Consider the following 15,399-nt stretch of genomic DNA (forward strand, 5'->3'; position numbering starts at 1 on the left):
GTGCTGGCGCTGGGGCTGGCGGCGGCGCTGTCCGCGGGGCAGCGCATGCCGGCGCTGGCGCTGTACCTGTTCGCGGACTGCTTCAGCACGTTCGTGTCGTTCCGCTTCTGGGGCCGCATGGCGTCCGCGTTCGACGCGCGCGAGGCGCGCCGGGCCTTCACCGTGCTCAATGGCTTTGGCATGGGCGGCGGCATCGCGGGCGGCCTGCTGGTGCAGGCGCTGGCGGTGCGGCTGGGCACGCCCGCGGTGGTGGTGAGCGGCGCGGTGAGCCTGCTGGCCGCGGGCGCCATCTTCCACCACCTGCACAAGGCGGAGCCGGCTCCGCCCCCGCGCACGCGCTCGCTGCAGGCGTGGTTCCCGGCATGGAGCTACCTGGGGGCGAGCCCCTACGCGCAGGTGCTGGCGGCGCTGGGCATCGCGTTCGCGGTGCTGTCGTCCTTCGTGGACTACCTCTTCCGCCTGCGCGTGGAGGGCACGCTGAGCGAGGACGGGCTGGCGGCGCTGTTCGGCTCGCTGCAGCTGTGGATTGGCCTGTTCTGCGTGGCGTTCCAGTTGCTCGTGGCGGAGCGGCTGCTCAAGCGCATGGGCCTGCTCATGTACCTGGCGCTGGTGCCGCTGGTGCTCGCGCCGCTGGCGGGTGCCACGCTGGCCACCGGGCAGCTGTGGCCGGTGCACCTGCTGCGGCTGGTGGAGACGGCGGTGAGCTACTCCATCCTTCCCGTGGGCATCCAGCTGCTCTACGCGGCGGTGCCGGACGAGCAGCGCGAGGGGCTGCGCAGCGCGGTGGACGGGCTGTTGCGCAAGGGCGGCGTGGTGCTGGCGGGCCTGCTGCTCATCGGCGCGGGCCGGGGCGCCAACGGCATCACCATGGCCGTGGCGGTGGTGGCGCTGTGCGCCGCGCTGGGCCTCCTGCTCGTGCGCCTCAAGCCCGCGTACCTCACGGCGCTGGGCGAGCAGGTGGGCGCGCACGAAGAGGAAGAAGTGGAGCTGGGTGGTGAGGCGCAGAAGCTGCTCGTGGAGGCGCTGGGCGCTCCCACTCCGGAGCGGGTGCTGCGCGCGGTGGACATGCTGGAGCAGGCGGAGGCCGCGCCCTTGCGGCAGCACCTGGCCTCGCTCTTGTCCCATCCCCACGAGCGCGTGCAGGAGCGTGGCGTGACGCTGGCCCTGTCCATGGATGCCCGCGAGCTGGCGCCCATGCTGGAGCGGCTGGTGGAGGAGGGCCCCCGGCGCCCCCGCGACCAGGCTGTGTGGGCCCTGGCGCGGCTGTCCCCGGAGCGCGCGGAGCGGCTCTTGCCGCCGCTGCTCACCAGCTCCGACGTGGGGCTGCGCTGCGCGGCCATTGGCGCGCTGATGCGCACGCAGGGCAACTCCGCGGCGCTGGAGTCCCTGCGTGAATTGCTGGCGAAGGGTGACCATGCACCCGTGGCCGAGCGGCGCGAGGTGGCGCGGCTGTTGGGCCGGCTGAAGGATCCTCGGTTCGCGGGGCCGCTGTCGCTCTACCTGGAGGACATGGACATCTCCGTGCGGCGCGTGGCGCTGGTGGCGGTGGGCGAGGGCGGCTACGTGGAGCTGGCGCCACGCCTCTTGCCGTTCCTCGGCTGGCGCGAGGAGCGTCCGGCCGCGCGTGAGTCGCTGGTGCAGCTAGGCGACGCGGTGACGCCGCTGTTGGAGCTGCAGCTCAACAACAAGGCCGCGCCGCTGGCCATGCGGATGCAGCTGCCCCGCGTGCTGCGCGGCATCGGTTCGTCCGCGGCGCTCAACGCGCTCCTGTTCTCCAACGTGCGCGACGACGCGGCGCTGCACTTCCGCATCGGCGCGCAGCTGTCGCGCCTGCGTGAGGAGCAGCCGGACCACCCGGTGGACGTGGACCGCATCCACGAGGCGCTGGGCCGCCGCCGCGACACGTATCGCCAACTGGTGGGGGCCTTCCGCGACGTGCAGGCGGCGCTGGGTCCCCAGTCGCTGCTCACCCGCGCGGTGGGCGACCGGTTGGATCAGGCGCTGGAGCTTTCGTTCTTCCTCTTGGGCCTCCTGCACCCGCCGCAGGCCATGCGCCGCATCCACCAGCACCTGGTGGGCAACGATTCGCGCCGTCGCGCCTATGCGTTGGAGCTGCTGGAGAACCTGGTGGCGCAGGAGGAGCGCGAGCTGGTGATGGAGCAGGTGGAGGCCCACCACCGCGAGTTGCCGCCTGGAGCGCCGGGCCGTCTGTGGCGGCGGCTGGCGGGGCTCGTGCAGAGTGAGGACCTGGTGCTGCGCGCGTGCGCCCGCCACGTGGCGCGGGTGAATGGCCTGGACGTGCTCCCGCAGGAGGGTGACATGAGCGATACCATCGTCCAACGGATGTTCGCCCTGGAGGGCGTGAGCGTCTTCTCGCAGAGCGACGTGGATGACATCGCCGCCATCGCGGAGGTGGCGCGAGAGGCGTCCTACAAGACGGGCCAGCGGCTCTACAGCCAGGGCGACCCGGGCGACGCGCTCTACGTCATCGTCGAGGGCGCGGTGGACGCGTTCCGCAACGGCGAGCACGTGCTGCGCTTCCAGGCGAAGGAGGCCATTGGCGAGGTGAGCCTGCTGGACGGCGCGCCCCGTCCCACGGACATGGTGGCAGCGGTGGATTCGCGCGTGCTCGTCATCGACCGGCGCGACTTCCTGGACCTGCTCGCGGACCGGCCGGAGCTGCTCACGGGCTTCTTCCGCTCCGTGAGCCAGCAGCTCCAGAGCGTCATCGACCTGCCCGCGCGCCGTGAGGAGGGCCAGCGGCTGGAGCTGGGCGCCCCCCAGCAGCCCCCCTCGCCGCTGGAGGGCATTGGCGGCCTGCCGCCCGAAGGCAACGCGCCCTCGGACGTGTGAGTCAGTCCCCCGCGCCGTGCGCGGGCGGGGCTTCACCGCTCTTGAGCGCGGGCGGCTGCATGGGGTCCAGGCCGATGAGGTGCGCCGAGGCCACCGGGATGAACGGCCGCGTGAAGCAGCGGAACGGCGGGATGCTGCCCACGAACCGCGTGAGCGCGAGCCCCGCGAACACCCACGGCTGACGCTCCACGACGGCGATGGGCGCGGCGACTCCTTCCGAGCGGCGGGCCAGGCGCGCCGCGTAGTTGCGCAGGGGCCCCACGTGCAGGGCGGGCAGCGCGCTCCAGACGCGCACGAACCAGGGCGGACGCGTGACGGGGGCCATCCACGCGCGGTCGCTCTTGGCGGCGGTGAAGACGAGCAGCCACCAGAAGCCCCAGACGCTGCTGAGAATGGTGAACGACTTCGGGAACCAGCACAGCGGGATGCAGAGCAGGAGGATGGCGGGAATCCCCACCAGGAACAGCATGAGGGCCCGCCAGCGGCGCTGGAACTTCGCGCGCAGCCAGGGGACGTTGAGGCGCACGCGCGGGGAGATTTCGGGGTCCTCGGGAGGCACACCGGTGGCGAGGCTGGCCTCGCGCGACAGGACCGTGTGGTAGTCGCGCGACAGGGCGACGACGATCCACTGCACCGCGCTCAGCGAGCCGAAGAAGAGCGCCCAGAACTCCCAGCTGCCCAGGAAGAAGATGCCGTTGCGCACCTTGGGCGCGTCGACGTTGAACCCCTTCTTCTGGTGTTCCTTCTGGACGCGCGGGCCCTTCGCGTTCGCCTCCGGGACGTCCCGCAGGGCCTCCTCCACCTCCGCCCGGACGATGGCGGAGATCTGGTCGCCCAGGGAGTCCTCCGCGTCCCCGGTGTCGCTCGCGGTCTCGTCGGCGTTCCGCGCGGAGCCGGTTTGCGGCTCGGCCGCTGCGTGTTCCTCCTTTGCCTCCTCGACGGCGGTGGCGGCCTCATCCGCCGCGTCCTCGGCGGTGGTGGCGGCTTCTTCCGGAGGAAGGTCGCCGGTCTTGCCCGCGTTGACGGCCTCTTCGACGAGCGCGGTGAGCGCCTTCTTCATGGCGGCCGGATCACCCTTCGCGGCCTCCAGCTCCTTCGCCCGCTGTTCGATACGGGCCTGCGCTTGCTCACGCGCGGCGCAGGCCTCGGGCGTCTCCTTCCGCCGCTCCTGCTTCTTCGCTTCCTGTTCTCCGTCGAATAGGTGGAACGCCCACCCCGCGGCGATGGCCAACAGGAACGCCGTCTGGAGCGCGGTCACCTTCACGTAGGTGGCGCGGACCGCGGGGCTCGCGAGCGTGACGCGGGCGATGTGGAAGGGCAGGGCCACCCCGTAGAAGAACTGGCGGATGCGGCCCTTGGGCAGCTGGCCCTTCGTGGACTGGAAGTGCTCGGCGCCACCCCGAACCTCGCCCCACAGCTCCGAGGCGAAGTTCCGGCCCCGGGAGTCCCCTCGTCCACTGGGAGTCCCGCCGTCCTTCTCCTCCTGTAAAGGCTTGAAATCCTTGCCTTTCATGCCCGTCATTGCCTCACGCTACCACGCTGGGGATGTGCTAAAGGCCCGGCCGTGAACCCGAACCCTCTCTCGCTGCGTCCCTTCCGTCGTCCTTCCCGCCAGCTCACGCTGTCGTCCGGCGCGCTGGTCCTCGCCTTGGGAGCCCTCGCGGGTTGTGAGAAGACTCCCCCGCCGGCTCCGGCCACGCCGCCCCCGGCGGCCGAGCCCGCGAAGCCCGCCGTGCCTTCTGAGGTGACGGTGCTCGTCACCGGCAGCGCCCGTGGCCAACTCCTGCCCGTTGACGGCAAGGGCGGCGCCGCGGAGCTGATGGGCCGTTGGGTGAATGATGAAAAGCACTGTGCCGGTCCGCTGAAGGACGGCCAGGCGACCTGTCCGGATGCCGGCACGCTCGCCCTGACGACGGGCGACCTGTGGACGGGCCCGGCCATCTCCTCCTTCTTCCTGGGTGCTCCGACGGCCGAAGTGATGGGGCACATGGGCTTTGCGGCCTCTGCTCTGGGCAACCACGAGCTGTCGTACGCCAAGGATTCCTTCCTGAAGAACCGCACGGCCGGGGGCTTCCCCTTCCTGGCCGCGAACCTGAAGGTGACGGACGCGACGCTGGCGAAGGACCTGTCCATGCCCGCGTTCCAGGTCTACGAGCGGCGGGGCCTGAAGATTGCGGTGGTGGGCCTCACCTCCCAGAAGACGGTGCGCACGGCGATGTCCGGCCGCGCCGAGGGCCTGGAGGTCACCCCCAACGAGGACGCGCTGAACACGGCCATCCCCGAGGCTCGCAAGGCGGGCGCGGACGTGGTGGTGGTGGTAGCGGATCAGTGCCCCACGGACCTGCAGCCGGTGCTGGCGAAGCACGCGGACTGGAAGGTGTCGCTGGTGGCCGGTGGCCGCTGCGGCACGGACGCCCCGGGCGTGAAGACCGAGGGTGACACCACGTACGCGTCGCTGGGTCGCGGCTTCGATTCGTACCTGCGCGCGCAGCTGAAGTTCGACCCGGCGAAGCCGGCGGGCCAGAAGCTGACCGGCGTGGACACGAAGGTCGTCGAGGTCGCGGGCGGCACGCCGGACGCGGAGACGGCGAAGCGCATCGCGGAGTGGCAGACGAAGGTGGACCAGGCGCTGGGCCGGAAGATCGGTTTCACCAAGACGGGCATCCCGCAGGACTCGCCGCTGATGGCGAAGTGGGTGGCGGGCGCGGTGCGCACGCAGCTCAACACCGACGGGGCCATCCTCAACAAGGGCGGCATCCGCAATGGCCTGGCCAAGGGTGAAGTGACGCTGGGCAGCGTGTACTCGGCGATGCCGTTCGAGAACTCGCTGCTCACCGTGAAGCTCAAGGGCGAGGACCTGGCCAAGCAGCTGGCGAACCCGGACGCGCTCGTGGCCGGCTTCACCGCGGCGGGCAAGGGCAAGTTCAAGGACGCCCAGGGCAAGGCGCTGGATCCGAAGAAGGAGTACACGGTCGCCACGGTCGAGTACCTGTACTTCGGCGGTGACGGCTTCGACTTCGAGAAGCTGGACACGGACCCGGCGGAGACGGGCATGGCTTGGCAGACGCCCGTTGTCGAGTGGACGGAGGCCCAGGCCTCCACCGAGGCGAAGCCGCTGGAGAAGCTGGTCAAGTAGCGCTTCGCGGTCCTGAAGCACCGGGGCGCCGGAGTCCTCCCTCGAAACGGGGAGGGCGGCCGGCGCCTCGCCGTTTCCGGGGCTCGGTTAGAGTGGGCCCATGGAGATGGCGGAGTTCATCGAGACGCGGCGCCCGCGCTGGCAGCAACTGGAGTCGCTGCTGGACAAGTCCGAGGGCGAGGGGCTGCGCAAGCTGAGCCTGGACGAGGCCCGCTCGTTGGGGAAGCTGTACCGCGCCGTCTCCAGCGACCTGTTGTGGGTGCGCGCGCGCAGCGGCTCCGCGGATGTGAGCGCGTACCTCAACGACCTGGTGGGCCGCGCGTACGCGCTGACGTATCCGGGCCGCCGGCCCCGGTTCGCGGACGTGTGGGCCTTCGTGGCGCGCGGCTTCCCGGCGCTCCTGCGTCATGAGTGGCGCATGTACGTGGCGTCGGTGCTGCTGTTCCTGGCGGGCGCGGGCTTCGGCTACGTGGGCATGGTGGTGGATCCGGACGCCGGGCACTACCTGGTGCCCGGGCAGCACATGAGCCTGGACCCCGTGAAGCGCGCCGCGGACGAGGCCGCGGGCAAAGGCATGACCGTGGAGGAGCAGGCCCAGTTCACGACGTTCCTCTTCACGCACAACATCCAGGTGGCCTTCCTGGCGTTCGCGCTGGGCGTCACGCTGGGGCTGGGCACGGCGGTGATGCTGTTCGTCAACGGCCTGTTCCTGGGGGCGCTCGCGCAGGTGTACGCGGCGAAGGGGATGGCCGGGTGGTTCTGGGCGTGGATCCTCCCGCACGGCATCCCGGAGATTTCGGCCATCTGCATCGCGGGCGCGGCGGGGCTCGTCATCGCTCGGGGCATGGTGGCGCCGGGTGGGTTGTCTCGCGGGCAGGCGCTGCGCAAGGAGGCGGTGACCGCGGTGAAGATGTTGTTCGGCACGCTGGTGCTGTTCGTGCTCGCGGGCTTCATCGAAGGCACCGTGTCGCAGATTCATCCTCCGAAGCTGTCGGTGGCCTTCAAGGTCGGCTTCGCGCTCACGGTGGGGGCGGGCGTCTACGCGTACCTGCTGTCGGACTGGATGCGCGGCCGACGCGGGGATGCGCGTACGACGGCGGAGCTGGCGGGATGAGTGGGCCGGACCTGTCCGTGCCTCCGCTGCCGCGCGAGCCGGAGGTGCTGATTGAGTGCCCGCGCTTCTCCATGGTGAAGCGGCGCGCGGACGGCTCGGTGGACTTCGTGTCGCCGCTGCCGTGTCCGTACAACTACGGCTCCATTCCGGGCCTGCTGTCGGATGATGGAGACCCGCTGGACGCGGTGGTGCTGGGGCCTCGGCTGTCGCAGGGTCAGCGCGTGCGCATGCCGGTGGTGGCCGTGCTGGGCTTCATCGACGCGGGGAAGGGCGACCCGAAGGTGGTGTGCGGGACGCATCCGATGACGCCCGCCGAGCGCGCGGGCCTGGAGCGCTTCTTCCGCGTCTATGCCCTGTTCAAGCGGGGTCTGCACCGCGTGCGCGGCGACGTGCCCGACACGCGCTTCGTGGGCTGGCTGCGTGAGGGACCCGAGGCCTAGCCGAGGGCCTTCGTCATCTTCAGGACCCGGTTCATCCGGAGGCCCTGCTGGATGGGGCCCACCCACTGCTCTGGTTGGAAGCCCACGCGCGTCCAGAAGCGGCGCCCGGTGTCGTTGTGCTCCACCACCGCCACTCGCAGCAGCCGGCCGCCGTTCGCGCGCGCGTAGGCCTCGTAGGCGTTCAGCACGGCCTCGCCACGGCCGTGGCCCCGGGCCTCTGGGGCGAGGAGGAGCAGGCCGATGTACCACTCACCCGGCGCCGGAAAGTCGCGCAGCGCTTCGAGCATCCCCGCGAGGCCGCTCTGCGCGTCGCGAAGCGCGAAGAGGTGGCCCTGTCCGGGGGCGAGCGTGGGCGGACGCGCGCGAGGGATGTTCCGGGCCTGATCCGGAAGCGCGGGGCGGCCATAGGCGATCTGATGGTAGTCCTCGCAGCGGTCGAGGAGCGGTTGCAGGACGTGCGTGTCGTTGTCGTCGACGGGGACCGCCGTGAAGTCCGCTGTCTGGAATGCCGTCCGGGTCATGGCTCCCCCCTACAGAACGCCGCGCGCCTTGATGTCGAGGTACCGATTCACGGCCGCGAGGCTCAGTTCATCCGGTGCGACGTCCAGCATCTGCACGCCGCCCTTGCTCACGCGCGCCTTGAGCACCTCGCGGTCCGTGAGCAGCTCCGACGCCACCGCGTGCTGGAACGCTTCCTCCGGTCCTGACGGCGGCGTGCGCAGCAGCTTCTGCAATGCGGTGTCCTTCACGGACAGGCACAGCGGGACGTGGCGGCGGGCCAGCCGGTGCAGCGGGGCCACCAGCGTTCCGGCCTGCTCCTCGTCGAGGAAGTCCGTGAAGACGCACAGCAGGCTGCGCCGATTGAGGCGCACGTTCAGTTCCTTGAAGAGCGCCAGGTAGTCCACGTACGTGAGGCTGGGCGTCGTGGAGTAGAGCGTGTCCACCAGCTTGCGGTACTGGCCCCGGCCCGCCGCGGGCGGCAGGTAGGCCTTCACCCCGTCCGCGAAGAGGGCCAGGCCCACTCGGTCCCCGTTGCGGATGGCCACGAAGGCGAGGAACAGCGCCGCGTTCACCGCGTGATCCAACTTGGTGAGGCCGTCCACCTGGGCCGCCATGGAGCGCCCCGCGTCCACGCAGATGATCAGCGCCTGCGAGCGCTCCGACTCCAACACCCGCGTCACCGGCTTGCCCCGACGCGCGGTGGCCTTCCAGTCCACGTCGCGCACGCTGTCGCCCTGGGCGTAGTCGCGCAGGCGCGCGAACTCGCTGCCCTGGCCGTCACGCCGCAGCTGCCGCAGACCCAGGTTCACCAGGTCCAGCGCCGCGCCGGACAACAGCAGCCTGCGGGCTCCTCGCAGGTCCGGGTACACCGACACCGAGCGCTCGGCCGGGAACGTGCGCTCGTGCGAGACGAGCCCCAGCGGACCGCGAACGCGCACGTGCACGGCGCCGAAGCTGAACTTGCCTCGCTTCGCGGGCGTGGCCCGGTACACCCAATGTGTCTGGCTGTCCGGCGTGAGGCGCAGCGTCGCCTCCGAGGGCTCCACGGTGAACGACGGCGGCGCGTCGTCCTTCACGCGCACCTCCACCGTGCCTCCGCCCCGGTGCACCAGGCGCAGCTCGACGCGATTGGCCACGCCCACGTTGAGGCGCTCCGGCAACAGGCGCTCCACCTCCAGCCGCACGCGGCGGGCCTGGAGGAAGTCGAACGCGGCCAGCGCCACGGCCAGCGCGTCCAGCGCCAGCACCGCGCCGCCCAGGCCCGGGAAGAAGCCCGCCAGCGCCATGGGCAGCGCGAGCAGGGCAAGCAGCCCCCACAGGCGCTCGGAGGGAATCACCGGGGGACCTCGACGCCCTGGACCACCTCGCGCAGCACGTCCGCGGGCGTGGCCCCGTCCAGCTCCGCGTCCGGCGAGAGGAGCAGCCGGTGACGCAGCACCGGGCCCACCAGGAAGCGCACGTCGTCCGGCGTGACGAAGTCGCGGCCCCGCAGCACCGCCAGCGCCTTCGACGCGAGCAGCAGGTGCACGCCCGCGCGCGGTCCCGCGCCCAGACGGATGTTGGGCGAGCTCCGCGTCGCCGCCACCACCTTGCGGATGTACCCGAGGACCGGCGGCTCCACGTTCACCGTGCTGAGCGCCGAGCGCGCCTGGAGCAGGTCGTCCTTCGTCACCGCCGCGTTCACGCCCGCGCGCGCCAGGTCGCCCGCGTCGAAGCCCCGGTGCACGGACTCGAGGATGGCGTCCTCCTCCTCCGGCGCGGGGTAGCCCACGTCGATCTTCAGGAGGAAGCGGTCCAGCTGTGCCTCGGGGAGCGGGTACGTGCCCTCGGACTCCACCGGGTTCTGCGTGGCGAACACCGTGAACATGGGCGACAGCTGGAGGTTCTTGCCCTCCAGCGACACGGCGCGCTCCTGCATGGCCTCCAGCAGCGCGGACTGCGTCTTCGCGGGAGCGCGGTTGATTTCGTCCGCCAGCAGCAGGTCCGTGAAGATGGGGCCTCGCGCGAGCACGAAGGCCTGGGACTTCAGGTCGAAGACGCTGGTGCCCAGGATGTCCGCGGGCATCAGGTCCGGCGTGAACTGGATGCGCTTGAAGTCCGCACCCACGCTGCGCGACAGCGCCTTGGCCATCAGCGTCTTGGCCACGCCGGGCACGCCCTCCAGCAGGATGTGTCCGCCGGCCACGAGCCCGCAGAGCATCAGCTCCAGTGGTTCGTCCTGCCCGACCACGGCCTTGCGCACCTCCGCGAGGACGCCCTCACGGATGGCGTTCGCGGCCCGCACGGCGTTGCCGGTGTCCGGGAAGGGAGGAGGGGAGAAGGGCGGGGCGTTCATGTTGTTCCGGGGCGGGGCCGGCCGGTGCCGGCGGGGTGGATGCGCTCGCGCAGTCGCGCGGCGGAAGTGGCGAGGGCCTGGATGTCGGCGTCCGTGCGGACAGTCTCGGACTGGCGGGTCACGTCGAGCAGCCCGTCCGCCAGGTCCTGGCGTCCGCGCGTGCGCAGCCCTTCCGCGACGGCGACCGCGGTGGAGTGCGAAGGCAGGCCCGCGAGCGGCGCCAACTGCTGCGTGAGGCCGCGCGAGATGAGTCCCGCGGCGAAGCCGTGGTGCTGGCCCTCGCGATACAGGCGGCTCATGGCGAAGAGGGCGTCCGTGGCGCCCACGCGCATGGACTCCGGCGGAGGGAGCGGACGGCCGAAGCGCTTCAGCGCGCCCGCCCACAGCACGACGCCCAGGAGCAGCTGCGCGACGGCGAAGTGGAGGCCGTAGCGGCGCGCGAAGTCCACGAGCGAGCGCTCGTTGGTGAAGCCGTGGTGGAACTCGTCGAAGGCGAAGGGGCCGGGGCCCAGGGCCTCCAGCGCGCTCAGCCAGAACTGCGCGTTGTCCGCCCTCGCGAGCGCCGGGTTCATCGCGAGCTCCGGGGCGCCCACCACCAGCACCCGGCCCTTGCCCGCGTGAATCACCGCCGCCACGGGGAAGCCCAGGCGTTCATCTTCCAGCACCGTGACGGCGCCCTCCGGCAGCCGGAGGTAGGCCTGGACCTTCGCCTCCACGCGCTCCACGCCCAGCGTGTACGGCGTGGGCAGCGACGGCACCAGCGTGCGCATGGGCAGCGTCACGTCCGCCTTGTCCAGCTTCACGCCCAACTCGTCCAGGAGCGCGTTCTCCTTCGAGCCCCAGGGCACGTACACGAGCGAGGCACCGGCGCGGACATGGGACAGCACGCGCTCCACCTCGTCGTCGTCCAACTGCTGCGCCCGCAGGGCATTGAAGCCCGTGTGCGGCGCTTCCTCGTCGTCCACGCCCGCGTCTGGATCCGAGGCGAGCCGCGTCTGATCCGGATCCTCCTCGTGCGAGTCCTGGACCTCCACGGCGAGCAGCACCAGCGCCTCATGACCGGTGAGCAGGCGCAGGTCCGCCATGTTGCGCGTCACCGGCAGGCCGCTCTCCTGCGCGAGCAGGTAGAGGGCACGCGCGCCGTCCGGTTCCGCGCGGAAGGTGGACAGCGGATCCGCGAAGCCGCCGCGCTGGGCGCCGCGCACCAGGAACGCCCCGAGCACGCCCGCGAGCAGCAGGCTTCCCAGCACGAGCAGCGGGAAACGGTCACGCACCGACGGCCTCCTGCGCGGCTGGCGCGGCGAGCAGCGGGGCGGTGATGGCGCGGAACTCGGTATAGCCGTCGGCGCTCACGGGCACGTTGCCGTACCACGCGAAGTCGAAGCGGCGCGTCAGCTCACGGAATGGGGCCTTCACCTCCGGGCGGCCCCGGAACGCGCGCAGGTAGTCCCAGTTGGACAGCGTCTCGTCGTAGTGGATGGCGCCGTCACGATGCAGGCGCGACAGGAGCGCGAGGTACAGGTTGCGCACCGCCTCGCGGTACTCGCCCTTCGCGGCCAGCGCGTCGGCCAGATGCGCCCAGCCCTCGGGCGGACGCGACAGCGCGTGGTCCGGGCTGCCCGCGAGCGCCGCGGCGTCCATGGTGCTCACCTCCAGCGCCGGGCCCGACTTCTCGCGCTTGCGCCGCAGCACGTTCACGACCACCACTCCCAGCACCGCCAGCGTCAGCGCGACCAGCATCACGACGAGGGCGTTCGCCGCCGCGCCTCCGCTCACGGGCAGGGCCGTGTCATGCGACTGGGGCCGCGGGTTGTTGCGCTTGAAGAAGTCCCTCAACCACTCGCCCAGCTTGTCGATGAAGCGGCGCCACCAGCTCGGCTCCGAAGGAGGGACCTCTTCCTCCTTGGGTTCGGCCGGGGCCTTCTCCGGGCGCTCCTGGAACTCCGGCCGCGCAAGGATGGCCCGCGCCCGGTCCGTGGCCGCACGCGCATCCGCGCGCGCCTGGGCCTCGGCCGTGGCCGTCACCTGCGCGAGCCCGTTCTCCAGCGCCACCGCCGCCGTCTCGCAGTCCTCGTCGTCGTAGGCCAGCTGCTCCAGGTGGCGCACGAAGCGCTCGAGCTTGACCGTCTCCCGCGCGTTCAGCGCGTCGAAGTCCTTGAGCGCCGTGCCCTCCACCTGTTCAGGCAGCTCGCACTCCGTCGCGACCTTCTCCAGCCGGGTGCGCAGCGCCTTGCGGTCCACGGGCGCGGTGGCCTCCGGCGCGGCCTCCACCGGCGCTGGGACCGCGAGCAGCAGGCCCGTGGCCAGCAGCAGCGCCGCGGCCACGCCCTTGGATGCGAGCACCCCTCGCTGCGTACTCCGCTCCGGGAGCTGTTGAACGGCGGCCAGCAGGTCCAGGCCTTCCTGCCGCACGCGTCCGTCCACCAGCAGCAACGTGGCGGTCGCCGCGCGCAGGGGCTCGAAGAGGGCGAACGTCGTCGCGGCGAGGAACACGAGCCACGGCGGGTTGTCCAACGACGCGAACCGCTCCGCGAACGTCAGGTCGATGCCCACGAGCTGCCGCCCGAGATACAGCAGGAAGTTGAGCCCCACGTGCAGGTTGAGGAACACCAGCACCTGCACGCCCATCAGCCAGCGCACCGCGGTGGCCGTCCCTCGCGACGGGCCCAACAGCTTCGAGCCCACCGCGTACAGCTTCAGCGGGCTGCCCCGGCCCTGCATCGTCGCCGCGTAGCCCACGCCCTGCGCGGAGAGGAGGAACAGCGCGATGCCCAGCGAGAAGGTCAACGTCAGCACGTTGAAGAGCGCCAGGTACGCCACCGCGATGAACAGGCTGGGCAGCCTCTCCATCGCCGCGCGCAGGGATTGGCGCACGGACGGCTCCGCCTTCGCGCCCAGCAGCACCTCTTGAACGTAGTGGCACGCCGCGCCCTGGCCCACGCCCCGCAGGAACCACGCGAGCGTCACGTACAGCGCGGGCAGGGTAGGGGAGCGCCCATGATCCACGGCGTCCACCAGGTGCAGCAGCGCGGCCACCACCGCCGCGCCACCCGGCAGCGTGAGGGCCCACACGCCCGCGTCGCGCGCGCACAGGCGCAGCGCCGCGTCCATCAAGGCCACCGGACCCCGGGGGCGCAATTCCAGTGCGGAGACGGCCATCGCGTCAGCTCACCGCGTGCGCCGCCAACAGGACGCCGCCCCACACGAGCACGACGCCCACGAGCGCCAGCACCACGTGCGCCACGCTCCACTCGCGCCGTGGCAGCGGCCCCTCCAGCGCCTTGCGGCGCTTCTCGAGGCAGCTGGCGCAGCGGTTGATGCCCTCGAACTGCGTGGTGCACTCGCGGCAGATGACGCGCCGACACTCCACGCAGACGCCCAGGCCCGCGCGGTCCGGGTGGTAGTGGCAGCGGCCCGAGCCCTGAATCATGCGCTCACCTTACGCAATCCAGGGCTCGCCACACCACCCCCGCGCGGGCTTCCCGGGGACTACATCTCGTCGAAGAACTCGTCGTTGTAGGTGTACCGGCCCAGGCGTTTGACGAGCGCCTCCATGGCCTCCACCGGCTTCACGGAGAAGAGCATCTGCCGCAGCTTCTTCACCTTCTCGTATTCGCGCAGGGTGAAGAGCTTCTCCTCCTTGCGCGTGCCGGACTGGGGGATGTTGATGGCCGGGAAGATGCGCTTCTCCGCGAGCAGGCGGTCCAGGGTGACCTCGGAGTTACCCGTGCCCTTGAACTCCTCGAAGATCACCTCGTCCATGCGGCTGCCGGTGTCGATGAGCGCCGTGCCGATGATGGTGAGCGAGCCCGCCTCCTCCGTGGCGCGCGCGGCGCCGAAGATGCGCTTGGGGCGCTCCAGGGCGCGGCTGTCCACGCCGCCCGTCATGGTGCGGCCGGAGCTGTCCACTTCCTTGTTGTAGGCGCGCGCCAGGCGGGTGATGGAGTCCAGGAGGATGACCACGTCCTTGCCGGATTCCACCAGCCGGCGGGCGCGCTCCAGCGCGAGCTCCGCGACCTTGAGGTGGTCACCCGTGGGCCGGTCGGAGCTGGAGGCGATGACCTCCGCCTTGATGCTCCGGCGCATGTCCGTCACTTCTTCCGGGCGCTCGTCGATGAGCACCACCATGACGTGGCACTCCGGGTGGTTCTGGATGACGGCCTGCGCGATGCGCTGGAGCATGATCGTCTTGCCCGTCTTGGGCGGGGCGACGATGAGCGCGCGCTGACCCTTGCCGATGGGCGCGATGAGGTCCAGCACGCGCGTGACCATCTCCTTGTGGCCGCTCTCCAGCTTCAGCCGCTCGGTGGGGTCCACGGAGGTGAGGTCCGCGAAGTGCGGCAGCCGGGGCGCGCCCTCCAGCGGGCGGCCGTCCACCGTGTCCACCTTCTGGATGACGCCCTTGTGGCCGCGCATCTGCGCGAACGCGGTGAGGTACTGGCCCTGCCGCAGGCGCAGCTTCTGCACCAGGTTCTTCGGCATCTCCGGGTCGTCCGGCGACGCCAGCAGGTTGCGCTTCACCTGACGCAGGAACGCGTTGGGGCCCTTGGACTCCGTGTCCAGCACGCCCTCCACGGGCGCCAGGTTCTGCTGCGGCGCGCCCTGGGCGTGCCCGCCGCCGCGCTGCTGTTGCTGATGGCGCGGGTGCTCGTGCCGCTGCGGCGGCGGTTGCGGCTGGCCGCCGTCCTGCGGGCGGCTCTCCTGGCCCTGCGGCTGGCCGCCGCCCTGGGGCGGCTGCTGTTGCTGCTGCGCCTGGCGCTGGCGGTACTGCTCCAGCTCCTGCGGCGTCAGGAAGACCTGCACCTGCTGGCCGTCCGGGCCCGCCTGCATGCGGTAGGCCTGGCCTTCCGGGGTGAGGTGCACCTGCGCGCCACGACGGCGGCGGCGGCGACGGCGGCGGCGGCCGCCCTGGCCAGCGGCTCCGGGGGCGCCGTTCTGGCCAGCGCCACCCGCGGAGGCCTCACCGTCGTCGGGGCCCTCGTCGCCCTCGTCGTCACCGCCGTCATCGTCCGCCTCGGGG

Annotated in this window: 12 protein-coding genes; 4 read left to right on the forward strand and 8 right to left on the reverse strand. The window is 71.5% G+C overall.

Annotated elements, in window-relative coordinates:
- The coding region (locus D7Y11_RS36305; RefSeq protein WP_126935962.1) for a cyclic nucleotide-binding domain-containing protein at nucleotides 1-2,853 on the forward strand (2,853 nt) is incomplete at its 5' end.
- Between the two features lies 1 nt (nucleotide 2,854).
- Here D7Y11_RS36305 and D7Y11_RS36310 read toward each other — a convergent pair.
- Nucleotides 2,855-4,366, reverse strand: coding sequence for a hypothetical protein (locus D7Y11_RS36310; RefSeq protein WP_126935963.1), 1,512 nt, complete (start codon nucleotides 4,364-4,366; stop codon nucleotides 2,855-2,857).
- Between the two features lie 51 nt (nucleotides 4,367-4,417).
- On the opposite strand from D7Y11_RS36310, the gene D7Y11_RS36315 reads away from it, so the two are divergent.
- The 3 genes from D7Y11_RS36315 to D7Y11_RS36325 all read left to right on the forward strand — a co-directional run bounded on the left by D7Y11_RS36315 (nucleotide 4,418) and on the right by D7Y11_RS36325 (nucleotide 7,543).
- A complete protein-coding gene (locus D7Y11_RS36315; RefSeq protein ID WP_120580102.1) occupies nucleotides 4,418-5,989 on the forward strand; it encodes a bifunctional UDP-sugar hydrolase/5'-nucleotidase in 1,572 nt (523 codons plus the stop codon).
- Nucleotides 5,990-6,089: 100 nt separating this feature from the next.
- A complete protein-coding gene (locus D7Y11_RS36320; RefSeq protein WP_120580101.1) occupies nucleotides 6,090-7,103 on the forward strand; it encodes a stage II sporulation protein M in 1,014 nt (337 codons plus the stop codon).
- The gene (locus D7Y11_RS36325; RefSeq protein ID WP_172814831.1) at nucleotides 7,100-7,543 is read left to right on the forward strand and encodes an inorganic diphosphatase; all 444 of its coding nucleotides are present in this window, start codon (nucleotides 7,100-7,102) and stop codon (nucleotides 7,541-7,543) included. Before D7Y11_RS36320 ends, D7Y11_RS36325 begins: the two co-directional genes overlap by 4 nt.
- Here D7Y11_RS36325 and D7Y11_RS36330 read toward each other — a convergent pair.
- The 7 genes from D7Y11_RS36330 to rho form a co-directional block, all read right to left on the reverse strand.
- The gene (locus D7Y11_RS36330; RefSeq protein WP_120580100.1) at nucleotides 7,540-8,064 is read right to left on the reverse strand and encodes a GNAT family N-acetyltransferase; all 525 of its coding nucleotides are present in this window, start codon (nucleotides 8,062-8,064) and stop codon (nucleotides 7,540-7,542) included. The genes D7Y11_RS36325 and D7Y11_RS36330 overlap by 4 nt on opposite strands.
- A gap of 9 nt (nucleotides 8,065-8,073) precedes the next feature.
- Nucleotides 8,074-9,381 (reverse strand): DUF58 domain-containing protein, encoded by a 1,308-nt coding sequence (locus D7Y11_RS36335; RefSeq protein WP_126935964.1) that lies wholly within the window; start codon nucleotides 9,379-9,381, stop codon nucleotides 8,074-8,076.
- Nucleotides 9,378-10,379 carry a MoxR family ATPase gene (locus tag D7Y11_RS36340; protein ID WP_121755617.1) on the reverse strand — a complete coding sequence of 334 codons (1,002 nt, stop codon included), beginning with the start codon at nucleotides 10,377-10,379 and terminating at the stop codon, nucleotides 9,378-9,380. Before D7Y11_RS36340 ends, D7Y11_RS36335 begins: the two co-directional genes overlap by 4 nt.
- Nucleotides 10,376-11,653 carry a DUF4350 domain-containing protein gene (locus tag D7Y11_RS36345; protein ID WP_126935965.1) on the reverse strand — a complete coding sequence of 426 codons (1,278 nt, stop codon included), beginning with the start codon at nucleotides 11,651-11,653 and terminating at the stop codon, nucleotides 10,376-10,378. The genes D7Y11_RS36340 and D7Y11_RS36345 overlap by 4 nt, the downstream gene beginning before the upstream one ends.
- Nucleotides 11,646-13,538, reverse strand: a complete 1,893-nt coding sequence (locus tag D7Y11_RS36350; protein ID WP_126935966.1) for a DUF4129 domain-containing protein — start codon at nucleotides 13,536-13,538, stop codon at nucleotides 11,646-11,648. The genes D7Y11_RS36345 and D7Y11_RS36350 overlap by 8 nt, the downstream gene beginning before the upstream one ends.
- Nucleotides 13,539-13,542: 4 nt before the next feature.
- Complete coding sequence (locus D7Y11_RS36355) at nucleotides 13,543-13,809, reverse strand: hypothetical protein (RefSeq protein WP_120580095.1); 267 nt, start codon at nucleotides 13,807-13,809, stop codon at nucleotides 13,543-13,545.
- A gap of 59 nt (nucleotides 13,810-13,868) precedes the next feature.
- Nucleotides 13,869-15,399: transcription termination factor Rho (gene rho, locus D7Y11_RS36360; protein ID WP_126935967.1), on the reverse strand; the 1,531-nt coding region annotated here is incomplete at its 5' end.

The sequence above is a fragment of the Corallococcus sp. AB018 genome (genome assembly GCF_003986945.1).
GTDB lineage: Bacteria > Myxococcota > Myxococcia > Myxococcales > Myxococcaceae > Corallococcus > Corallococcus exiguus.